The organism is Mycobacteriales bacterium, from assembly GCA_035550055.1.
Taxonomy (GTDB): Bacteria; Actinomycetota; Actinomycetes; order JAFAQI01; family JAFAQI01; genus DASZTV01.
The window spans coordinates 1-21,722 of record DASZRO010000072.1 but is presented as its reverse complement, the minus strand read 5'-3'; the positions used below and the strand labels follow the sequence as shown (position 1 = coordinate 21,722).

At 71.0% G+C, this 21,722-nt stretch carries 24 protein-coding genes; 18 read left to right on the top strand and 6 right to left on the bottom strand.

Annotation, left to right across the window (positions count from 1 at the left end; translation table 11 throughout):
- Window positions 1–10: 10 nt before the first annotated feature.
- Window positions 11–451 (bottom strand): metallopeptidase family protein, encoded by a 441-nt coding sequence (locus VG899_10625; GenBank protein HWA66808.1) that lies wholly within the window; start codon window positions 449–451, stop codon window positions 11–13.
- A gap of 119 nt (window positions 452–570) precedes the next feature.
- Between VG899_10625 and VG899_10620 the strand changes: the two genes are divergently transcribed.
- The 6 genes from VG899_10620 (at window position 571) to ahcY (ending at window position 5,490) form a co-directional block, all read left to right on the top strand.
- Window positions 571–927: a DUF3499 domain-containing protein gene (locus VG899_10620; protein HWA66807.1), complete on the top strand. Its 357-nt coding sequence runs from the start codon at window positions 571–573 to the stop codon at window positions 925–927.
- Window positions 928–996: 69 nt separating this feature from the next.
- A complete protein-coding gene (locus VG899_10615; GenBank protein ID HWA66806.1) occupies window positions 997–1,257 on the top strand; it encodes a hypothetical protein in 261 nt (86 codons plus the stop codon).
- A 19-nt stretch (window positions 1,258–1,276) separates the two neighbouring features.
- The gene (locus VG899_10610) at window positions 1,277–2,632 is read left to right on the top strand and encodes a phosphomannomutase/phosphoglucomutase (GenBank protein HWA66805.1); all 1,356 of its coding nucleotides are present in this window, start codon (window positions 1,277–1,279) and stop codon (window positions 2,630–2,632) included.
- A 31-nt stretch (window positions 2,633–2,663) separates the two neighbouring features.
- Window positions 2,664–2,837 carry a Trm112 family protein gene (locus tag VG899_10605; protein HWA66804.1) on the top strand — a complete coding sequence of 58 codons (174 nt, stop codon included), beginning with the start codon at window positions 2,664–2,666 and terminating at the stop codon, window positions 2,835–2,837.
- Window positions 2,834–3,976, top strand: a complete 1,143-nt coding sequence (locus tag VG899_10600) for an SIS domain-containing protein (protein HWA66803.1) — start codon at window positions 2,834–2,836, stop codon at window positions 3,974–3,976. The genes VG899_10605 and VG899_10600 overlap by 4 nt, the downstream gene beginning before the upstream one ends.
- Window positions 3,977–4,062: 86 nt before the next feature.
- A complete protein-coding gene (gene ahcY / locus VG899_10595; GenBank protein HWA66802.1) occupies window positions 4,063–5,490 on the top strand; it encodes an adenosylhomocysteinase in 1,428 nt (475 codons plus the stop codon).
- Here ahcY and VG899_10590 read toward each other — a convergent pair.
- Window positions 5,484–5,672: a hypothetical protein gene (locus VG899_10590; GenBank protein ID HWA66801.1), complete on the bottom strand. Its 189-nt coding sequence runs from the start codon at window positions 5,670–5,672 to the stop codon at window positions 5,484–5,486. The two genes, ahcY and VG899_10590, sit on opposite strands and share 7 nt — an antisense overlap.
- A 95-nt stretch (window positions 5,673–5,767) precedes the next feature.
- Between VG899_10590 and mtrA the strand changes: the two genes are divergently transcribed.
- The 9 genes from mtrA (at window position 5,768) to secA (ending at window position 16,438) form a co-directional block, all read left to right on the top strand.
- Window positions 5,768–6,445, top strand: coding sequence for an MtrAB system response regulator MtrA (gene mtrA / locus VG899_10585; GenBank protein ID HWA66800.1), 678 nt, complete (start codon window positions 5,768–5,770; stop codon window positions 6,443–6,445).
- Window positions 6,442–8,019 carry an MtrAB system histidine kinase MtrB gene (gene mtrB / locus VG899_10580; GenBank protein ID HWA66799.1) on the top strand — a complete coding sequence of 526 codons (1,578 nt, stop codon included), beginning with the start codon at window positions 6,442–6,444 and terminating at the stop codon, window positions 8,017–8,019. The genes mtrA and mtrB overlap by 4 nt, the downstream gene beginning before the upstream one ends.
- A complete protein-coding gene (locus tag VG899_10575; protein ID HWA66798.1) occupies window positions 8,016–9,704 on the top strand; it encodes an LpqB family beta-propeller domain-containing protein in 1,689 nt (562 codons plus the stop codon). Before mtrB ends, VG899_10575 begins: the two co-directional genes overlap by 4 nt.
- Window positions 9,705–9,767: 63 nt before the next feature.
- Window positions 9,768–10,433 carry a ComF family protein gene (locus tag VG899_10570; GenBank protein HWA66797.1) on the top strand — a complete coding sequence of 222 codons (666 nt, stop codon included), beginning with the start codon at window positions 9,768–9,770 and terminating at the stop codon, window positions 10,431–10,433.
- Window positions 10,434–10,513: 80 nt separating this feature from the next.
- On the top strand, window positions 10,514–10,897 hold the full coding sequence (gene raiA, locus VG899_10565; GenBank protein HWA66796.1) for a ribosome-associated translation inhibitor RaiA: 384 nt from the start codon (window positions 10,514–10,516) through the stop codon (window positions 10,895–10,897).
- A gap of 55 nt (window positions 10,898–10,952) precedes the next feature.
- On the top strand, window positions 10,953–11,657 hold the full coding sequence (locus VG899_10560) for a response regulator transcription factor (GenBank protein ID HWA66795.1): 705 nt from the start codon (window positions 10,953–10,955) through the stop codon (window positions 11,655–11,657).
- Window positions 11,658–11,663: 6 nt separating this feature from the next.
- Window positions 11,664–12,719, top strand: a complete 1,056-nt coding sequence (gene cax, locus VG899_10555; protein HWA66794.1) for a calcium/proton exchanger — start codon at window positions 11,664–11,666, stop codon at window positions 12,717–12,719.
- Window positions 12,720–12,726: 7 nt separating this feature from the next.
- Window positions 12,727–13,503, top strand: a complete 777-nt coding sequence (locus tag VG899_10550) for an NAD(P)H-binding protein (GenBank protein ID HWA66793.1) — start codon at window positions 12,727–12,729, stop codon at window positions 13,501–13,503.
- A gap of 64 nt (window positions 13,504–13,567) precedes the next feature.
- The gene (gene secA, locus VG899_10545; GenBank protein HWA66792.1) at window positions 13,568–16,438 is read left to right on the top strand and encodes a preprotein translocase subunit SecA; all 2,871 of its coding nucleotides are present in this window, start codon (window positions 13,568–13,570) and stop codon (window positions 16,436–16,438) included.
- A gap of 11 nt (window positions 16,439–16,449) precedes the next feature.
- On the opposite strand, the gene VG899_10540 is transcribed toward secA, so the two are convergent.
- The 3 genes from VG899_10540 to VG899_10530 all read right to left on the bottom strand — a co-directional run bounded on the left by VG899_10540 (window position 16,450) and on the right by VG899_10530 (window position 18,933).
- Window positions 16,450–16,902, bottom strand: coding sequence for an Rv3235 family protein (locus VG899_10540; GenBank protein ID HWA66791.1), 453 nt, complete (start codon window positions 16,900–16,902; stop codon window positions 16,450–16,452).
- A gap of 128 nt (window positions 16,903–17,030) precedes the next feature.
- On the bottom strand, window positions 17,031–17,639 hold the full coding sequence (locus VG899_10535; protein ID HWA66790.1) for an Rv3235 family protein: 609 nt from the start codon (window positions 17,637–17,639) through the stop codon (window positions 17,031–17,033).
- Between the two features lie 82 nt (window positions 17,640–17,721).
- A complete protein-coding gene (locus VG899_10530; protein ID HWA66789.1) occupies window positions 17,722–18,933 on the bottom strand; it encodes an acyl-CoA dehydrogenase family protein in 1,212 nt (403 codons plus the stop codon).
- 27 nt (window positions 18,934–18,960) lie between these two features.
- On the opposite strand from VG899_10530, the gene VG899_10525 reads away from it, so the two are divergent.
- Entirely contained in the window at window positions 18,961–19,515 is a 555-nt protein-coding gene (locus VG899_10525) for a LytR C-terminal domain-containing protein (protein HWA66788.1), read from the top strand.
- 53 nt (window positions 19,516–19,568) lie between these two features.
- On the opposite strand, the gene VG899_10520 is transcribed toward VG899_10525, so the two are convergent.
- Window positions 19,569–19,787, bottom strand: a complete 219-nt coding sequence (locus VG899_10520; protein HWA66787.1) for a hypothetical protein — start codon at window positions 19,785–19,787, stop codon at window positions 19,569–19,571.
- Window positions 19,788–19,803: 16 nt separating this feature from the next.
- Here VG899_10520 and VG899_10515 point away from each other — a divergent pair, with 16 nt between their 5' ends.
- The gene (locus VG899_10515; GenBank protein HWA66786.1) at window positions 19,804–20,454 is read left to right on the top strand and encodes an HAD family phosphatase; all 651 of its coding nucleotides are present in this window, start codon (window positions 19,804–19,806) and stop codon (window positions 20,452–20,454) included.
- A 60-nt stretch (window positions 20,455–20,514) separates the two neighbouring features.
- Window positions 20,515–21,722: wax ester/triacylglycerol synthase family O-acyltransferase (locus VG899_10510; protein HWA66785.1), on the top strand; the 1,208-nt coding region annotated here is incomplete at its 3' end.

The following is a 21,722-nucleotide window of genomic DNA, read 5'->3' as shown; positions in this document are numbered from 1 at the left end:
CCGCGCCGGGCTACCCCTCGCCGAAGCCCGGATCGACGACGTCAGGGTCGAGGCCGAGGTAGTTCGAGATCACCTGGACCACGACGTCGTGCACCAGGTCTTCGAGGTCCTCGGCGTCGCGGGCCCGCAGCTCGATCGGCTTGCGGTAGAGCACGATGCAGGTTTGGGTGCCGGCGCGACGGTCGTGACGTCGGCGCACGATCTGGGCGAGCAGCACGCCGCCGGCGTCGATCGCCCCTTCGGCCGCGGCCGCGGTGAGGTCGACGTCGGTGGGCGGCACCAGATCGACGGCGAAGTCGACTGCGGCGAGCTGGTCGCGCCAACGGTGCTCGACATGCTCGACGGCCTCGCTGGCGATCCGATCGAACCGGTCGGCGGGTGAGGCGGCCAGCGGTACGGCGGCCGGGGCGAGGACGCCGCGGGCGCCTCTTCCACGGCGGTCGCGGCGCACGGCCGAAGCGTACGGCGCGATGAACCCCGAACGGCGCGATTCGTCCGCTCCTCGCGACACGACCGCGTGACGCGCCGTCGGTGATGGCCGAGCGCCACCTCGGCGGGTACCGTCGCGGCGTGAGCCCGCTGCGCCGCTGTTCGCGGACCGCATGCGGCCGCCCGGCGGTCGCGACGCTCACCTATGCCTACTCGAGCTCGACGGCGGTCGTCGGCCCCCTCGCCACCTACGCCGAGCCGCACTCCTACGACCTCTGCGACGCCCACGCCGACCGGCTGACCGCTCCGCGCGGCTGGGAGGTGGTCCGCCTCGACGTGGACGCCGAGACCGCGGTGCCGGGCGAGGACGACCTCGCCGCGCTCGCCGAGGCGGTCCGGGAGGCCGCCCGCCCCGCGGCGGCGGTCGTGACCAAGGCCCCGGAGGTTCCCGAGCTCGGCCGACGCGGCCATTTGCGCGTCATCCCGCCCACGGCGTAGCCCAACCCGGGCGGTTGTCCGGTTTGTGGCGGAATCGCCGTTTTCTCAAGGTATCCGGGCGCAGCGCCGATGGACGTCGGGTCGCATCTTCCCCTGGAGGCCTTCCGCATGACCCTCGCCGACGCCACTTCGCTGACCCGCCCCGGAGCCCGGATGGGGCAGAGCTGCGCCTCGTGCGGCAGTGACCGGGTGACCAGCCTCGCGATGACGCTGACCGACGGCACCCCGGTGAGCTTCCGGTCCTGCCACGCCTGTGAGCACAAGGTCTGGTGGGACGCGACTGGCCGGCTCGACTTCGCCGACGTGCTGAAGCGCACCGCGAAGCGCTGAGCCCTACTAGCGTCGAGTGATGGCAGCCGCACTCGACCGGATCATCAAGGCCTACGACGTGCGGGGCGTCGTCCCCGACGAGCTCGACGCCGCGATCGCCAGGGACATCGGCGCGGCCTTCGTGCGCCTGCTCGAGGCCGACCGGGTCGTCACCGCCCATGACATGCGCGACAGCTCGCCGGAGCTGGCGGCGGCATTCGCCGAGGGTGCGAACTCCCAGGGCGCCGACGTCGTGGCGACCGGCCTCGGCTCGACCGACTTGCTCTACTTCGCGTCAGGAAGCCTCGACATCCCGGGGGCGATGTTCACCGCGAGCCACAACCCGGCCCGCTACAACGGCATCAAGCTCTGCCGCGCGGGCGCCGCGCCGGTCGGCCAGGACAGTGGTCTGGCCGACATCCGACGGATGCTCGAGCAGGGCGTACCGGCCGGCGACCGGGCACCCGGCACCGTCACCGAGCAGAACCTGCTCACCGACTACGCGGCGTACCTGATCGGACTGGTTCCCGGCATTCGCGAGATCCGCCGGCTGAAGGTGGTCGTCGACGCCGGCAACGGCATGGCCGGCCTGACCGTTCCCGAGGTGTTCGACGAGCTCCCGATCGAGCTGACCCGCATGTACTTCGAGCTCGACGGCAGCTTCCCTCATCACGAGGCGAACCCGATCGACCCGGCGAACCTGCGCGACCTCCAGGCGGAGGTCCGCGCCCGCGGGGCCGACATCGGTCTGGCGTTCGACGGTGACGCGGACCGCTGCTTCGTGGTCGACGAGCGCGGCGAGATCGTCTCGCCGTCCGTGCTCACCGCGTTGATCGCCGATCGCGAGCTCGGCAAGGAGCCTGCGGCGACCGTGATCCACAACCTGATCACCTCCCGCGCGGTGCCCGAGATCGTGCGGGAGCGCGGCGGTACGCCGGTGCGCACCCGGGTCGGCCACTCCTTCATCAAGGCGACGATGGCCGAGACCGGCGCGGTGTTCGGCGGCGAGCACTCCGGCCACTTCTACTTCCGGGACTTCTGGGGGGCGGACTCCGGGATGCTCGCTGCGCTGCACACCCTCGCGGCGCTCGGCCAGACGGAGGGTCCGCTGTCCGCGCTGCTCGCGGACTACAGCCGCTACGTCGGCTCCGGTGAGGTCAACAGCGAGGTGGCCGACCCGACCGCCGCGCTCGCCGCGGTGCGCGACACCTTCGGCGCGCAACCGGGTGTCGAACTCGACGAGCTCGACGGGCTCACCGTCGATGTCGGCGAGGGCCGCTGGTTCAACGTGCGGGCATCCAACACCGAGCCGTTGCTCCGGCTCAACGTCGAGGCTCCCGACGAGGCCGGGATGGCGCGGTTGCGTGACGAGGTGCTCTCCGTCATCCGCCGTTAGCCCCGGCTCGGCTGAGCACTAGTCTCGCCTCGTGAATCTGGACCCGTCGCTGCTCGAGATCCTGGCCTGCCCGAACTGCCGGGGCGAGCTGCGCGTCGACGACGCCGCCGCCGAGCTGGTCTGCACCGGTTGCGGCTACGGCTATCCAGTGCGCGACGACATCCCCGTCCTGCTGGTCGACGAGGCTCGCAAGCCCGACGCATGAGCGACCTTGCGCTCGACCGCCTCGACGACCTCGCGGCGCTGGCGGACCTCGACCGCTCGGACATGCTGCGCGCCACCGCGATGGCGGGCGCGCAGGTCCGGGCGTCGCTGGCCGCCGCCGCGGAGGCCTCGCTCGACCCGCTCGGCCTCGACCTGCGGCCGCGGGCGATCGTCGTGGCCGGGATGGGAGGCTCCGGCATCTCCGGAGACGTCCTCGCGACGCTCACCGCCGCCACCGCGCCGATTCCGGTCGTGGTGCACCGTGGTTACGGCCTGCCGGGCTGGGTCGGCGCCGCCGACCTCGTCATGGCGGTGTCGTGCTCTGGCCGCACCGAGGAGACGCTGAGCAGCGCCGTCGAGGCGGCTCGCCGCGGCGCCCGGCTGCTCGGTGTCGGGACCGCCGACTCACCGTTGGACCTGCACTGCCGCTCCGAGCACGGGGCGTTCGTCCCGGTCACCCCGGCGATCGCGCCTCGCGCCTCGCTGTGGGCCCTTGCGGTGCCGATGCTGGTCGTCGCCGAACGCTTCGGGTTGCTCGGCCTGGGCCCGTCGTACGCCGACCTCGAAGCGGCCGCGCTTCGTCTGGAGTCCATCGCCGAGGTGTGCCGACCGGACCGGGAGTCCTTCGTCAACCCGGCGAAGGCGCTGGCTGCAGAGCTGGCCGGCTCACTGCCGATGTTCTGGGGAGGCGGCGAGGTGGGTGCGGTCGCCGCCCTGCGCGGCGCCTGCCAGCTGAACGAGAACGCGAAGTGGCCCGCCGTGTGGGGTGCGCTGCCGGAGGCTCACCACAACCAGTCGGTCAGTCTCGACGGTGCGCTCGCGGGCGCCGTCGCCGACGACGACCTGTTCCGCGACCGGGTGGAGGACGAGGACCCGTTGCGGTTGCGGCTGGTCCTGTTGCGCGACGACGCGGCGTCCGGGGCCGCCGCCGCCCGTGCCGACGCCTCCGCCGAAGTTGCCGCCAGTCGCGGGGTCGCCGTGTCGGTGGTGAGCGGCGAAGGCGACAGCGCGATCGAGCGGCTCGCCTCGCTGATCGGGCTGCTCGACTTCACGAGCGTCTACCTGGCGCTGGCGATCGGCGTCGATCCGACGCCGATCGGGCCGATCGACGATCTCAAGGCCCGGTTGGCCCACAGCTGAGCGCGCCCGCACCCTCTACCCTGGCACCTGCACGCCCAGCACGACCGACCGTCGCGTTCCCCGCCACAGCCCTGGAGCACCCTGAGATGGACTACCGCGTCGCCGACCTGTCCCTCGCCGAGTTCGGTCGCAAGGAGATCGCGCTCGCCGAGCACGAGATGCCCGGCCTGATGGCGATGCGCGCCGAGTACGGCCCGGCGCAGCCGCTCGCCGGCGCCCGCATCACCGGGTCGCTGCACATGACGATCCAGACCGCGGTGCTGATCGAGACGCTCGTCGCGCTCGGCGCCGAGGTGCGCTGGGCCTCCTGCAACATCTTCTCGACGCAGGACCACGCTGCGGCTGCGGTCGTCGTCGGTCCGAACGGCACCGTCGACGCACCCGCCGGCGTACCGGTCTTCGCGTGGAAGGGCGAGACCCTCGAGGAGTACTGGGACTGCACCGAGAAGGCGCTGCTGTGGCCCGACGGCGGGCCGAACATGCTGCTCGACGACGGCGGTGACGCGACGCTGCTCGTGCACAAGGGCCTCGAGTTCGAAAAGGCCGGATCGGTGCCGGAGCCGTCGGCTGCCGACTCCGAGGAGTACGCCGTCATCCTCCGGCTGCTGACCAAGTCGCTCGCCGAGGACCCGACCCGCTGGACGCAGATCTCGGGCGGGATCAAGGGCGTCACCGAGGAGACCACGACGGGCGTGCACCGCCTCTACCAGATGCACGAGCGTGGCGAGCTGCTGTTCCCTGCGATCAACGTCAACGACTCGGTCACGAAGTCGAAGTTCGACAACAAGTACGGCTGCCGGCACTCCCTCATCGACGGCATCAACCGCGGCACGGACGTGCTCATCGGCGGCAAGGTCGCGGTGGTCTGCGGCTACGGCGACGTGGGCAAGGGCTGCGCGGAGTCGCTTCGCGGCCAGGGTGCCCGGGTGATCGTCACCGAGATCGACCCGATCTGCGCACTGCAGGCGGCGATGGACGGCTACCAGGTGCTCACCCTGCAAGACGTCGTCGAGACCGCCGACATCTTCGTGACGACCACCGGCAACTTCAACATCATCATGGCCTCGGACATGGCGCGGATGAAGCAGGGCGCGATCGTCGGCAACATCGGCCACTTCGACAACGAGATCGACATGGCGGGCCTCGCGACACTGCCCGGCGTGAAGTGCGTCAACGTCAAGCCGCAGGTCGACGAGTGGTTCTTCGCCGACGGTCACTCGATCATCGTGCTGAGCGAAGGTCGGCTGCTGAACCTCGGCAACGCGACCGGTCACCCGTCGTTCGTCATGAGCAACTCCTTCACGAACCAGACGCTGGCCCAGGTCGAGCTGTTCACCAAGACCGACGAGTACCCGGTCGGCGTCTACGTCCTGCCCAAGCACCTCGACGAGAAGGTCGCCCGGCTGCACCTGGACGCGCTCGGCGTGAAGCTGACGACGCTGACCCAGGAGCAGGCGGACTACATCGGCGTGCCGGTGGACGGCCCGTACAAGAGCGACGCGTACCGCTACTGACCGACCTCGACGTCGACGCGCGGCGACCGGCGGAGCGTCGCCCGTCGGGCCGCCCTGGCGAGGCTGCGTTCGACGCGACGCCGCACCCGGCGTACCTCGTCCTCGCTCAGCGAGCGTGACGCGTACGCCACGACGCGCCACTCGTCGATCACGACGGTGGCAGTGGCTCGGGTGGGCCGCATGCAAGCAGGCTCAGCTCTGGCAGTGACGGCCCGGGCGCTGCTGCGGGTGCGGTCGGGAATCTGTGGACCGGCGGCGTCGATGCCACGATGGTGGGATGCGGGCAAAGGTGCTGGTCGTCGATGACGACCCGGCGTTGTCCGAGATGCTCGGCATCGTCTTGCGCAACGAAGGCTTCGAACCCTCCTTCGTCGGCGACGGCGACGCGGCGCTGGGCGCCTTCCACTCCACCAAGCCGGACCTGGTGCTGCTCGACCTGATGCTGCCGGGCACGGACGGCGTCGACGTCTGCCGGGCGATCCGAGCGGAGAGCGCAACACCGATCGTGATGCTGACCGCTCGCGGCGACACCGTGGACGTCGTCACCGGCTTGGACTCCGGCGCCGACGACTACATCGTCAAGCCGTTCAAGCCCAAGGAGCTGGTGGCCCGGATCCGGGCGCGGTTGCGCCAGCCGGCCGACCAGACCGGCGAGACGCTGCAGATCGGCGACCTGGTCATCGACGTGAACGGTCACCTGGTCAGTCGAGGGGGTGAGCCGATCGCGTTGACCCCGCTCGAGTTCGACCTGCTCGTGGCGCTCGCGCGCAAGCCGCGGTTGGTCTTCACGCGCGACCAGCTGCTCGAACAGGTGTGGGGCTATCGCCACGTCGCCGACACCCGGCTGGTGAACGTCCACGTCCAGCGGCTGCGAGCGAAGGTCGAGCGCGATCCGGAGCACCCGGAGATCGTGGTGACCGTCCGGGGGGTGGGTTACAAGGCGGGACCGACGTGAAGGCGACACCGCTGGCCGCGGGGCGGGCGGTACGCCATCGCTGGCGCGCGTCGCTGCAGACCCGCGTCGTCGCCACCACCCTGATCCTGTCCGCCACGGTCAGCGTCGGGATCGGCGCGACGATCTTGCACCAGGTCCGCAGCGGGCTGCTCGGTTCGGCCACGCGGGCGGCGCAGAGCGAGCTCGGCACCGGGGTCGAGCGGGCGCGTGACCAGTTCCTCGCGTTGCCGGACGACAACCCCAACGCCGTCGAGCGGACCGCGTACGCCGTGGTCACCCAGCTGTCCGGTGAGCAGGGCGACTACGACGTCGTGATGCTTGCGGCCAACGGCGGTCTTGCGTCGTACGGGCCTGAGGATGCCGTGCTCAGCATCCCGGCGAGCCTGCGCACGGCCGTCGCGAAGTCCGGACGCGAGGCGTGGGCGTACGTGCGCCTGCGCAGTGGCTCCTCCCACGGCGCGGGCCTGGCGATCGGCGCGCCGGTGCAGGCGGGCGCCGTGCGCTACCAGCTCTACTACCTGTTCCCGCTCAATCGCGAAGCCGCGACGCTTCGGCTCGTCGAACGCACGATGCTGTTCGCCGGCGCCGCCCTGGTCCTGCTGCTGGTCGGCATCGCCGCCGTGGTGACCCGGGAGGTCGTGCGGCCCGTCCGGCAGGCGGCGGCCACCGCGGAACGGCTGGCCGCCGGCCGGCTCAAGGAGCGGATGCAGATCCGCGGCGAGGACGACCTGGCCACGCTGGCGGCCTCTTTCAACCGGATGGCGGACACCCTTCAACAACAGATCTCCCAGCTGCGCGAGATGTCCCGGTTGCAGCGCCGGTTCGTCGCCGACGTCTCCCACGAGCTGCGCACGCCCATCACCACGATCCGCATGGCCGCCGACGTGCTGCACGACTCGAGCGACGCGCTCCCGCCGGAGCTCACCCGATCCTCCGAGCTGCTCCAGGCACAGCTGGACCGCTTCGAGTCGCTGCTGGCGGACCTGCTCGAGATCAGCCGGTACGACGCCGGCGCCGCGCTGCTCGAGGCGGAGCCGATCGACCTGGTGCAGCTCGTGAGCCGGGTGATCGCGCTGGCGACGCCGCTGTCGGATCGGCGCCAGGCGCCGATCGAGGCCGACCTTCCGGCCGAGCCGGTCGTCGTCGACGTCGACGCCCGGCGCATCGACCGGGTGCTGCGCAACCTGGTCACCAACGCACTCGAGCACGGTGAAGGGCGGCCGGTCACGGTCCGGCTGCGGGCCGACGACGGTGGGGTCGCGGTCACCGTCCGCGACCGTGGGGTCGGGTTGCGGCCGGGTGACGCGTCGCTGGTCTTCGGCAGGTTCTGGCGCGCCGACCCGGCCCGCGCGCGGACCACCGGCGGCACCGGCCTCGGGTTGTCCATCGCGCTCGAGGACGTGCGGCTGCATGGCGGTTGGCTGCAGGCGTGGGGGGAGCCGGATCGGGGGTCGGTGTTCCGGATGACCTTGCCCTGGCAGGCCGGCGGGACGATCGTCGCCTCGCCGCTGCCGCTCGAACCGGACGACGCCACCGACGAGCTCGCGCCGCCGGCCGCCCCGATCGCCCGATGAGATCGCGAACCTGGCTGACCGGGCTGGTCGCGGTCGGCCTCGCCGCGGGGGCCGCGGCATGTGCCGGGGTGCCCGACTCCTCAGCCGTCCACCTCGGCGACCCGGTGCCGGCTGCCGGCCAGGGCGTGGACGGCGCGGCGGTGCACGAGGTGCCGGCGTTACCTCAGCCGTCGGCCACCCCCGTCGAGCTGGTGGCCGGCTTCCTCAACGCGATGGTGGACAGCGACAACGGGTACGCCGTCGCGCGGTCCTACCTCGGCGGCAGCGCGTCATGGAGCGCCACGTCGACGATCACCGTCTACGCCGACCCGCCCGTCATCAGCAGGGTCGACGCGCGTCACGTCGACCTGCGCGCCCGGCGGGTGGGGCGGATCGGCCCGGGTGGGGTCTACCGGGTCGTGTCCGGCACGTTGCGGCGCACCTTCACCCTCACCCGGGTCGGCGGAGAGTGGCGGATCGCGAGCCTCGCCCCCGGCGCGCTGCTGTCGGCCGTGGACGTCGAGGAGGTCCTGCAGCCGGCGTCGCTGTACTTCCTCACCCCCGACGGCGACCGCGTCGTACCGGAGCCGGTGCTCGAGCCGCCGGAGGAGCCGGGTCTGGCGACGACCCTGATGCGCGCGTTGCTCGCCGGCCCGGACCCGCTGCTGGCCGCTGGGGTCCGGACCGCGGTGCCGCGCGGCACCACGCTGGTCGGCAACGTGCCGATCAGCGCCGACGGGGTTGCCGAGGTCGACCTCTCGGCCGGGGTTCGTCAGATCAGTCCGGCGGACCTGGTGCGGCTCTCGGCGCAGATCGTGTGGACGTTGCGTCAGATCCCGTCGGTGAGCGCGGTGCGGTTGCTCGCCACCGGTGCATCGCTGTCGACGCATGAGGCTCCGAGCCTGCAGCCGGTTCGGTCGTGGCCGCAGTTCGACCCGAGCGCGCCCCCGTCGACCCCCGGCGCGCTGGTCGTGCATGCCGGCACGGTGACCGGACTCGACGCCGTCGTGCCGCAGGCGCTGCGCACCCCGCACTTGGCGGGTGTGGCGCGAAGCGCCGACGGCACGTTGGTCGCGGCGCTGCGGCGCACCGCGGGCGGCTTCGAGCTGCTGACCGGTGACGCTGCCGGCCCGCTGTTGCCGCGCCTGCACGCGCCCACGGTGACGGTGCCCTGCTTCACCCCGGACGGGCAGACCCTGGTCGCGACCGCGCCGGGCAAGGTCTACGCCGTGAGCCTCAACGGGGTGCTGCGCCCGGTGCGGCTGCCGCCCGCACTGGCGGGCCAGCCGATCCGGTCTCTCGCCGTGTCGCGTGACGGCACCCGGCTGGCGTTCGTCGTCGGCGGCAGCTCGCCGCAGCTGCGAGTCGCCACGATCGCCGAGCGGCATGACCGGCTCTCGGTCGGGGCGTCGCGAGTGGTGCTGCCGAGCTCGTTCGACGTCGCCGGGGTCGCGTGGGCCGACGCAGACGAGCTGGTCGCGACGGCGTCCGATCCGCACGGCTCGGGTCGCCGGGTGGTCGAGACCAGCGTCGACGGCTACACGGTCGTGGACCTGTCGGGGCCAGGGCTGCCGGCGGACGTGGCCGAGGTCGCAGCGGCGCCAGGTCGACCGGTCCTCGCCAGCGGTGCCGCCGGGACCTGGCGGCTCGTCGGCCATCGCTGGGAGCGGGTCTCGGCCGGGGTTTCCCCGTCGTACGCCGGATAGCGGTCATAGCCACAGATCGCCGCCGCTGCGACGCAGCAGCGGTGTCGCCGGCAGGTTGGCCGGATGTCGCTGCTGGACCTGCTCTGCCCGCCGCGCTGCGCCTCGTGCGGCGAGCCCGGGGCTTCGGCCTGTCGGCGTTGCCGCGCACCCCTCGAGGAGCGGGCTCGCCCGCACCGTCCGACGCCGAGCCCGGCCGGCCTCCCGCCGCTGTGGGTGGTCGCCTCCTACGACGGCTCGGTCCGGCAGCTGCTGCTCGGCTTCAAGGAGCGCGGCCTCGCCGGCCTCGCCGACACACTGGCGGTGGCGCTCGCGGACGCGGTGCGTGAGTCGTTGAGCGGTCGCGAGGGACCTGTGGCGCTCGTGCCGGTCCCGTCGAGCGCCGCTGCCGTCCGCCAGCGCGGCGACGACGTCGTCGCGCTGCTCGCCCGGCGCGCTGCGCGGGCGCTGCGGCGCGGCCGGACGCCGGCACAGGTCGTGCCGGCCCTCGGCCACGCCCGCCTCGTTGCCGACTCCGCGGGACTGTCGGCGACCCAACGAGCGCTGAACCTGCGCGGCGCGTTCGTCGTCCGACCGTGGGCGGCAACGGTGCTGCGCCCGCTCACGGTGGTGGTGGTCGATGACCTCGTGACGACCGGAGCGACCCTGTGCGAGGCGAGTAGAGCGCTCGCTGCGGGGCAGGTGCACGTCACGGCTGCCGCGGCGGTCGCCGCCACCCGGCGCCGCGGCTAGCGGGTACCGCGCCGAGTGCTGGCCGGGATCGCAGTCGAGTGGCATGGTGGGAATGCCGCACAACCTGAGGAGGTCCCCAGATGGATGTCGTCGTCAGGGCACACAACACCAGCGTCGGCGGACGGTTCCGCAACAACGCGCAGGTCAGGTTGGAGCGGCTGGCGAAGCTCGACGGCAAGTGTGACCGGGTCGAGGTGGACATCCGCCAGGAACGAAGTCCTCGCCAACCCGCCCAGCGGGTGCGCATCGAGCTGACCTGCCGCACCAGAGGCGCCGTGCTGCGGGCAGTGGCCGGCGCGGCCGACGTGTTCGCCGCACTCGAGCTCGCCGCCGACAAGCTGGATCACCAGATGCGGCGGGCCGCCGACCGCAAGCGCGTTCACCACGGCACGCGTACGCCGCAGTCCGTGGCGAACGCGACCTCGGCGTTGCTGCGCACGGACCGTGCGATCATGAGCAACTAGCCGCGCTCCCGCGGTCTCGCGACCTCGATTGGATGGGGCGGGCACAGTGACCGACATGACCGACAGCGGCTCGCTCGGGCAGCTGCCGCCGGGGGATGGCGACCCGATCCGGGTGCTGGTGGTCGACGACCACGCGCTGTTCCGCCGGGGACTGGAGATGGTGCTCGGCTCCGAGCCTGACATCGATGTCGTCGGCGAGGCCGAGGACGGCGCCGATGCGGTGGAGAAGTCGATCGAGTTCACTCCCGACGTCGTACTCATGGACGTCCGGATGCCCAAGCGGGGCGGCATCGACGCCTGCGTCGCGATCAAGGACGCGGTGCCGAGCGCCAAGATCATCATGCTGACGATCAGCGACGAGGAGGCCGACCTCTACGACGCGATCAAGGCCGGCGCGATGGGCTACCTGCTCAAGGAGATCCCGATCGACGAGGTCGCCTCCGCGATCCGGGCGGTCCACGGCGGCCAGTCGCTGATCTCGCCGTCGATGGCATCGAAGCTGCTCAACGAGTTCGCCTCGATGATCAAGCGCGGCGAGGACCGTCAGCAGGTTCCGGTCCCTCGGCTGACCGATCGCGAGATGGAGGTGCTCCGGCTCGTCGCGAAAGGCATGAACAACCGCGACATCGCCAAGGAGCTGTTCATCAGCGAGAACACGGTGAAGAACCACATCCGCAACATCCTCGAGAAGCTGCAGCTGCACTCGCGGATGGAAGCCGTCGTCTACGCCGTGCGCGAGAAGCTGCTCGAGATCACCTGACCGGCAGTGCTGACCCGATCAGACCGCCTCGTGGTCGGCGCGGCGGCCGCGTTCACTGTCGTCGCCGCAGTCCTGCACTACGCGCACTCGGCGCACGTCGCGACGTTCGTCGTCTCCGGCTTGGCGCTCGCCGCGCTGGCGGCGCTCGTGGGCCGAAGTGTCGAGCAGGTCGCCGACCGGCTCGGCTCGGGAGCGACGGGAGTGGTGCAGAGCGCGCTGGGGAACCTGCCCGAGCTCTTCGTGTGCATCTTCGCGCTGCGCGACCATCTCGTGAAGGTCGTCGAGGCCGCGATCATCGGCTCGATCCTGTCCAACGTCCTACTCGTACTGGGACTGGCGTTCGTCGTCGGCGGCCTTCGCCATGGTCGGCAGTCCTTCGACGCGAACCGGGCTCGCACGCTGATCGCACTGATGATTCTCGCGGTCGCCGCGATGCTGGTGCCGAGCCTCGCCTCCTACGTCGGCAGCCCCGCCGGACGACACGAGCATGCGCTGTCGGTCGTCGCCTCGGTGGTCCTGCTCGCGGTCTTCGCGATGTCGGTGCCGTCATCGTTGCGTCGGGGCGAGAGTGAGGCGGCCGACGCCGAGTCGCCGGGCCAGGTTTGGCCGGTCCCGGTCGCGATTGCCGCCCTGGCCGTCACCGGCGTCCTGGCTGCCGTCGTCTCGGACTGGTTCGTCGCCGCCCTCCAGCCGTCGCTGACCTCGTTGCACATCAGCCAGGCGTTCGCGGGCCTGGTGATCGTCGCCATCGCCGGCAACGCGGTGGAGAACGTCGTCGGCATCCAGCTCGCCGCTCGCGGTCGCGCCGACCACGCCCTGTCGGTGATCCTCAACTCGCCGCTGCAGATCGCGCTGGTGCTGGCCCCGGTGCTCGTGATCGCCTCACCGCTCATCGGCGGCGCCACCTTCACCCTCGCTTTCCCGCCGCTGTTGGTCTCGACGGTGGTCGCCTCGGTTCTGGCGGTGAGCTTCGTGATCATCGACGGCGAGTACGAGTGGCTCGAGGGCGCGGCGCTGTGCGGGCTGTACGCCGTGATTGCCGCCTCGTTCTGGTGGGGATGAGGATCGGGTGCGGGTCGCGGTCGTAGGCGGGACCGGGGTGGTCGGGCGTCATGTCGTCGAGGCACTCCGGGACAGCGGTCACGAGCCGGCGGTCATCGCGCGCTCGACCGGCGTCGACGTCGCCGCCGGGACCGGGCTCGACGCGGCGCTCGTCGGCGCCGAGGTCATCGTCGACGTCGGCAATGTCGCGGCGAGCGCGAAGGCGAAGTCGGTGGCCTTCTTCGAGGCGGCGACCACCAACCTGATCACAGCCGCCGCGAAGGCGGGGGTCGGGCATCTCGTGACGCTGTCGATCGTGGGTTGTGATCGGGTCGACCTCGGCTATTACTTCGGCAAGCGCCGTCAGGAGGAGCTCGTGGCGGCCGGGCCGGTGCCGTTCACGATCCTGCGCGCGACGCAGTTCCACGAGTTCCCCGGCCAGCTGATCGACCGGCTCCCGAAAGCGCCCGCAGCGCTCGTTCCGGTGATGACCGTGCCACGGATGCGAAGCCAGCCGATCGCCGCACGCGAGGCGGGGCAGGCGCTGGCGCAGATCGCGGCCGCAGCGCCGATGGGACGGGCTCCGGACCTGGCCGGCCCGCAGGTCCACGACATGCCGGACCTGGTGCGCCTGGTCTGGCGAGCACGGGGCAATCGACGCCCGGTCGTGGGATTTCGGGTGCCCGGCAGGATGGGCAAGGCGCTCGCGGGCGGCGGGCTGCTGCCGGACGGGCCCGGCCCGCGAGGCACCCAGACGTTTGCGGAATGGCTCGGATCGCAGGTCGGAAAAGCGGCCGTAGACTGATTCACGCTGCCCGAACGGGCCGCGCGAACTGCTGTCGACGTGTCTGGAGAGCCGCCCCTTGGCCGTGTTCGACCGGATCATGCGCGCCGGCGAGACGAAGATCCTGCGCAAGCTCGAGGCGATCGCATCCCAGGTCGAGTTGCTCGCCGAAGACTTCGAAGCGATGTCCGACGACGAGCTGCGGGCGCAGACCGCGCAGTTCAAGCAGCGGTACGCCGAGGGCGAGACGCTCGACGACCTGGCTGCTGAGGCGTTCGCCGTCGTGCGGGAGGCGGCGACCCGGACGTTGGGGCAGCGCCCGTTCCACGTCCAGCTGATGGGCGCGGCGGCGATGCACCTGGGCAACATCGCCGAGATGCGCACCGGCGAGGGCAAGACCCTCACCGGCGTCCTCGCCGCCTACCTCAACGCGCTGTCGGGCAAGGGTGTGCACGTCGTCACGACCAACGACTACCTCGCCAAGCGCGACGCCGAGTGGATGGGCCGCATCCATCGCTTCCTCGGCCTGTCGGTCGGGGTGATCCTCGCGCAGCAGACGCCCGCCGTCCGCCGCGAGGCCTACGCGTGCGACGTCACCTACGGCACCAACAACGAGTTCGGGTTCGACTACCTGCGCGACAACATGGCGTGGACGCCGGCCGACCTGGTCCAGCGCGGCCACAACTACGCGATCGTCGACGAGGTCGACTCCATCCTCATCGACGAGGCACGCACCCCGCTGATCATCAGCGGCCCGGCCGAGCACAACGCCAAGTGGTACGTCGAGTTCGCCCGGATCGCTGCCCGGTTGAAGCGCGACGAGGACTACGAGTGCGACGAGGGCAAGCGCACGATGAGTGTCCTCGAGTCGGCGGTGGAGCGGGTCGAGGACGAGCTCGGCATCGAGAACCTCTACGAGGCGGTCAACACCCCGCTCGTCGGCTATCTCAACAACGCGTTGAAGGCCAAGGAGCTGTTCAAGCGCGACAAGGACTACGTCGTCATGAACGGCGAGGTCCTCATCGTCGACGAGTTCACCGGTCGTATCCTGCACGGCCGCCGTTACAACGAGGGAATGCACCAGGCGATCGAGGCCAAGGAAGGCGTCGAGATCAAGCAGGAGAACCAGACCCTCGCGACGATCACGCTGCAGAACTACTTCCGGCTCTACGACAAGCTCGGCGGCATGACCGGCACGGCCGCGACCGAGGCCGCCGAGTTCGACCAGGTCTACAAGCTCGGCGTGGTGCCGATCCCGACCAACCGGGAGATGATCCGCATCGACGCCGCGGACATCGTCTACAAGACCGAGGACGCCAAGTGGGCCGCCGTCGTCGAGGACATCGCCGAGCGCCACGAGAAGGGGCAGCCGATCCTGGTCGGCACGACCAGCGTCGAGAAGAGCGAGCACCTGTCCGGGCTGCTGCTGCGCCGCGGCGTACCCCACGAGGTGCTGAACGCGAAGTTCCACGAGAAGGAAGCGGCGATCGTCGCCCAGGCGGGCCGCAAGGGCGCGGTCACGGTCGCGACGAACATGGCCGGGCGAGGCACCGACATCATGCTCGGCGGCAACCCGGAGGTGCTGGCCACTGCTGAGCTCGCCCGCCGCGGGCTGACGCCGGTCGAGACGCCCGAGGAGTTCGAGGCCGCCTGGTCGGCGGCGCTGGAGGGCTCCAAGCAGGCCGTCGCCGCCGAGCACGAAGAGGTCGTCGGTCTCGGTGGCCTGTACGTGCTGGGCACCGAGCGACACGACTCGCGGCGCATCGACAACCAGTTGCGCGGCCGGTCGGGTCGCCAGGGCGACCCCGGCGAGTCACGCTTCTACCTCTCGCTCGGCGACGACCTCATGCAGCTGTTCAACGCGCACATGGTCGAAGCGATCATGGATCGGCTGAACCTGCCCGAGGACATCCCGATCGAGTCGAAGATGGTGTCGCGCTCGATTCGCTCCGCGCAGACCCAGATCGAGCAGCAGAACTTCGAGATCCGCAAGAACGTCCTGAAGTACGACGAGGTGCTCAACAAGCAGCGCACCGTCATCTACGACGAGCGCCGGCGCGTGCTGTCCGGCGAGGACCTGCACGAGCAGATCCGCCACATGATCGACGACGTCATCACGGCGTACGTCCAGGGCGCCACCAGCGCCGGCTACGCCGAGGACTGGGACCTGGACGCGTTGTGGTCGGGGCTCAAGCAGCTCTACCCGATCGGCGTGACGGTCGAGGAGCTCGACGAGCGGTCGGGTGGCGGGCTGTCCTCCGAATACCTCGTCGACGAGCTGTGCGCTGACGCGCAGGCGGCCTACGACCGGCGTGAGGCCGAGCTGGGCAACGGGCCCGACGGCGAGCCGATCCTGCGCGAGCTCGAACGGCGGGTCCTGCTCGAGGTGCTCGACCGCAAGTGGCGTGAGCACCTCTACGAGATGGACTACCTCCAGGAGGGCATCGGCCTGCGCGGGTACGGCCAGCGCGACCCGCTGATCGAGTACCAGCGCGAGGCCTTCGACATGTTCACCGCGATGATGGACGGCATCAAGGAAGAGGCCGTCGGCTTCCTCTACTACGTCCAGGTCAATGTCGAGCAGCTCGCCGCCCAGCCGGAGGGCGCCGACGCCGCCGACGACGGCGGCGAGCCCGCCGCGCCGTTGCCCGACGACGCCGAAGCCGGCGAGGCTGCGGCCGTCGTGGCGCCGGCGGCTGCGCCCTCCGTCGAGCACCAGTCGGTTGCCGACGTCATCGGCAAGGCCATCGGCGCGCCGAGCCATGCGCCGGCGGCGAACCTGCAGTACAGCGCGCCGAGCGTCGACGGCGCCGGGGGTGTCGAGCGGCGTTCGGAGCCGGCGGCCGGCAGTAACGGCGGCGGGTTCGCCAACGCGTCGCGCAACGCGCCGTGTCCGTGCGGCTCGGGACGCAAGTACAAGCGCTGCCACGGCGCGCCGACCAACCAGAGCGCGTAGCCGGCGTCGCGTCAGCCCAGCTGTACGACGGTCGCGCGCCAGGTGTTCTCGTAACGCTCCAGCCGGAACGCCATCGCGTGCGTCCGGCGTCCGCCGTCGACGACCGCGCATGCCTCGACGACGCCGTCGCACGGCGCCGCGAGGTGCACGGAGCGCAGCCGCGGGTGCAGCGCCGCTCGTCGCGGGTCGCGCCGCTGGCGGGTCGCGGCGCGTTCGATGATCCGCACGACCTCCCAAGACGCGAGCTCGCGGAGCTGGTCGACCGGCCGGCACCGGGCCATGACCTCCGCGACGCCCCGGGCGAAGCTCTCGGCGACTCGTCGCGGGTCGCTGCGTGAGATCCGCCGTGAGACGTCGTAGAGCTTCGGCGGCTCCGGCAGCGCCGGGACGAGCCGGAGCTTGGGTCGTTCGGCCGGAGCCGGCGCGTCAGCGACGTCGACTCGCCCGGCAAGTGTCAGCTGCATTTCAGTTCCCTCCCGCTGGTCGAAAGCGGGCGGACGATAAAGATCTTGAACGCGCCGCCGCCAGAGCAGATGCGCGAATTGTCGCGGCCACGACAGGCACTGGCAGCGAGCGGACAGCGCCGAAACGCTCAGCCGACGCGGACTGCCGTGCAGCGCCACCTCAGCGGGCCCTGCTCGGCGCTGTAGAACGCGCTCTGCCTGCCGACTTGCAAGCGCAGCGCCATCGCGCGGACCCGCGAGCCGACCTCCACGGCGGCGGCGACCTCCAGCACACCGCGACGTGGCTCGCACACCCGCACCCGGCGAACCCGGGGTCGCGGCGGCGGTGCCGGGGGACGCCGCAGCGAGCCGGCGTCACGTGGCGAGTGCCACCTCGCGTTGCGTTCCAGCCAGGTGAGCACCTCCAGCGTCGCGACCTCGGAGAGCTGCTGCGGCGGCCGCAGGCCGGTCAGTACCTCGGCGATCGCGTGGGTGAGGGGCCCGATCACGGGGCGCGGGTCGGGCAGCGGCGCCGCCGGCAGGGCGACCGTGTCGTGCGCCGGCGGCGCGCCACCGGCCGGGGGCACCAGCCGTAACGGCAGGGCTGCTGCGGTCGACTGGGCGAACGCGAGGGCCAGGCTGCCGTGCACCGTCGCGACGTGGGACCGCCCGCCGGGCTCGTCGTCGAAGGGTCCATCGAGCCGCGGCGCCTTGCGCAGCAGCAGTACCGTCGCGCCGATGTTCGTACCGTCTCGCACTGCGATCTCCTCGGGGTTGACCGGGCGAGGAGACTGCGGGTTGCGGGTCGGGCCAGTCAATGGCCAATCCCGCAGCTGTGCCCTACCTCTGCAGGTAGGGACCGAGCTGCTGGCGTGCCACCGACCTGATGTGCACCTCGTCCGGGCCGTCGGCGATGCGCAGCGTCCGGGCGTGGGCGTACATCTCGGCGAGCGGGAAGTCATCGCTCACGCCGCCACCGCCGTGAACCTGGATCGCGCGATCGATGACCTCGCACGCCACCCGCGGCGCGATCACCTTGATCGCCGCGACTTCGGTGCGCGCTCCCTTGGCGCCGACGGTGTCGATCAGCCAGGCGGTCTTCAGGGTCAGCAGGCGGGCCTGCTCGATCGCCATCCGGGACTCTGCGACAGCGGCCTGGACGGTGCCCTGCTGCGCGATCGGCTTGCCGAACGCGACCCGGGAGGCCGCGCGCTTGCACATCAGGTCGAGGGCGTGTTCGGCCATTCCCACCGCGCGCATGCAGTGGTGGATCCGGCCCGGGCCGAGCCGGGCCTGCGCGATCGCGAAGCCGGCCCCCTCTTCGGAGATCAGGTTGGACGCCGGCACGCGGACGTTGTCGAAGCTGATCTCACAGTGGCCGTGCTGGTCCCAGTAGCCGAACACCGGCAGCGGGCGTACGACGGTCACGCCCGGAGTGTCCATCGGGACGAGGATCATCGACTGCTGCGCGTGCGCCGGCCCGTCCGGGTCGGTCTTGCCCATGACGATCATCACCGCGCACCGCGGGTCGGCCGAGCCGCTGATCCACCACTTGCGGCCGTTGATGACGTACTCGTCACCGGCGCGCTTGATCTCGGTGGAGATGTTCGTCGCGTCCGACGAGGCGACGGCCGGCTCGGTCATCGCGAAAGCGGAACGGATCTCGCCGTCGAGAAGCGGCCGCAGCCAGCGCTCCTTCTGCTCGGGCGTGCCGAACAGGTGCAGCACCTCCATGTTGCCGGTGTCGGGTGCCGCGCAGTTCAGTGCCTCCGGCGCGAGGTGCGGCGAGTGCCCGGTGATCTCGGCGAGGTGGGCGTACTCGACGTTGGTCAGCCCTGACTCGGCCGGCAGGAAGAGGTTCCACAGCCCACGGTTTCGCGCCTCGACCTTGAGGTCTTCGACGACCGGGGGGACGAAGTGCCCGCGGCCCTCGGCGACGAGTGCTGCGCGCTGCTGCCGGTACACCGCCTCGGCCGGATAGACATGGGAGTCCATGAAGTCGTTGAGGCGCTTGGCGTAGTCCTCGGCCGCGGCCGACAGGGCAAAGTCCATGGCCCGCATTCTCTACCATCGGGTCCCGTGACGATCCTCGGACGTGGCGACCTGTCGCCACGTCGCAAGCGCCGCAACTGGCGCCGCCGCAGCGCGGTGCTCGTCGCCATCGTGGTCGTCGCCGGCGGTGGCTACTTCGGCTACCGGCAGGTGTTCGGTGACTCCACCAGCGCGCCGAAGGCCCTGCCGCCATGCCCGGCGCCCACGCAGTCGACACCGGTCACCGAGCAGGCGAAGCTCGTCGTGAAGAACGCCACGCTCACGACCGGGTTGGCGGGCGACGTCGCCAAGCAGCTGCGGCGACGTGACTTCAAGATCGCCTCGGTAGGCAACACCCTGTTCCGCGGCAAGGGGGTCGCCACGATCGACTACTCCGCAGACCTGTCCGAGTGGGCTCAGCTCCTCGCGGCGCAGTTCGACGGCGCGACCCTCGATGAGGTGACAGGCAACAACGTGCTCGAGGTCGACATCGGCCCGAGGTTCCGCGACCTGGTGCCGCTCGCGCAAGCCGACCAGGCGGAGCAGGCGATCCTCGGCACCCCATCACCGACTCCCACGGCCTCGCCGAGCTGCGCGCCCTGACGAGGCCGCAGGTCGAGGTCGCTGCGCGTGGTGTATCACCTGGCCCAGCGGTGTTACTCCGCATTCCGCTCGGCGATGATGCGCCCGTTCGGCTTGCGCAGCTGCGAGCGGAGACGGGCCTTCGGCTTCCCGACTGTGGTGTCCTGCTGGCCGCCGAAACAGCTGCCGGTGAGATCGCGACGTTCGACGATCGCCTTGCGGACGCTGCGAGCGGGCTCGGTCTCACGCGGCGCTGAGCCGCCAGACCTCGATTGCTTGGTGGCCAGCCGCAAGCCCTAGTGTCGGTGCGTGGCCGACCTCAAAGGCGTGATCTTCGACTACGGCGGTGTGCTGACCTCGCCGCTGATCAACTCGATGAGCTCCTTCGTCGACGGCGACGGCATCGACCCGGACAGCTTCCGCGACGCGATGCGCGACTGGCTCGGCACGTCGTACGGCGAGGACGCGCAGGAAAGCCCGGTCCACGCGTTGGAACGCGGCGAGATCGAGGTCCCTGACTTCGAGCGGGAGCTCGCGAAACGGCTGAAGACGGTTGATGGCCGTCCGGTCGAAGGCGAGGGTCTGCTCACCCGGATGTTCTCGGGGTTCGGCGAGGAGCCGATCATGGCCGAGGCATTGAAGCACGCGAAGGCGGCCGGGCTGTCGACGGCGTTGCTGTCGAACTCGTGGGGCAACACCTATCCGCGCGAAGGGTGGGACGAGCTCTTCGACGTCATCGTCATCTCCGGCGAGGTCGGCATGCGCAAGCCCGAGGCGCGGATCTACCACCTGGTCGCGCAGCGGCTCGGCCTGCAGCCGCAGGAGTGCGTGTTCGTGGACGATTTGGCCCCGAACATCCAGGGTGCGGCTGAGGTCGGGATGCTCGGCATCCATCACGTCACCCCTCAGGAGACGCTCGACCAGCTCGAGGCGTTGCTCGGCCTGAGCCTGCGCGGCTGACCGTCGTAGGCGTAGAACTCCCCGTGCCTGAAACACTGTTGATGTGAACGGGCTTCTCGGATGACGCAGCGCCTCTCCGCTCTCGACGCCTCCTTTCTGTACCTGGAGTCGCCGACGACGGCGATGCACGTCGGCAGCGTGGCGCGGTTCACGCCCCCGGACGGCGAGCCGTTCGACTACGAGGCGTTCTGCGATCTCGTCGCCCGACGGATCTCATTGGTGCCGCGATACCGGCAGAAGATCCGGTGGGTGCCGGGCCACCTCGCGAACCCGGTGTGGGTCGACGACGAGGACTTCGACATCACCTACCACGTGCGGCGCAGCGCGCTGCCGAAGCCGGGCAACGACGACCAGCTGCGCCAGCTCGTCGGACGGCTGCAGGCCCGGCCGCTCGACCGCTCCCGGCCGCTGTGGGAGATCTACCTCGTCGAGGGTCTGGCCGACGGCCGGTTCGCGATCATCACCAAGACCCATCACGCGATGGTCGACGGGATCAGCGCCGTCGACATCGGCACCGTCCTCCTGGACGTGACGCGCACTCCGGAACCGACGCCCGAGGACCACTGGGTGCCGGCGCCCGAGCCGAGTCGCGTGGGTCTGCTGCTCGGCGCCGTGACCGACACGTTGCGCCGACCGACCGTCGCGATCGACACGGCTCGTAGCGGTCTCGGCGACGCGCGGGCCGTGGCGGGCCGCGCCCTGGGGGCGCTCGGCGGGATCGCATCGGTGGCCAAGACCTCACTGCGCTCGGCCCCGGACAGCCCGCTCAACGCGACGATCGGGGAGCAGCGGCGCTTCGGCATGGCGTCGACGTCGCTGGATGACTACAAGCGGATTCGCAAGACCCACGGCGGGACCGTGAACGACGTCGTACTGGCGACGGTGGCGGGTGCCCTGCGCGCCTGGCTTCTCACCCGCGGCGAGTCGGTCGTGCCGAGTACGACGGTGCGCGCGATGGTCCCGGTCAGCGTCCGTGGCGACAGTGAGAACGGCGCGCTGGGCAACCGGGTGTCGTCGTACTTCGTGGACCTGCCGGTCGGCGAGCCGAGTGCTGTCGTGCGGCTGCACCAGGTGAGCTTCGCGATGAAGGCGCACAAGGATTCCGGCTCGGCGGTCGGCGCCGATGCGTTGGTGAGACTGACCGGGTTCGCGCCGCCGACGATCCACTCCGCCGCGGCTCGGCTCGGTGCCGGCCTGTCTCGCCGGCTGTTCAACGTCATCGTCACGAATGTGCCCGGCCCGCAGTTCCCGCTGTATGCGATGGGGGC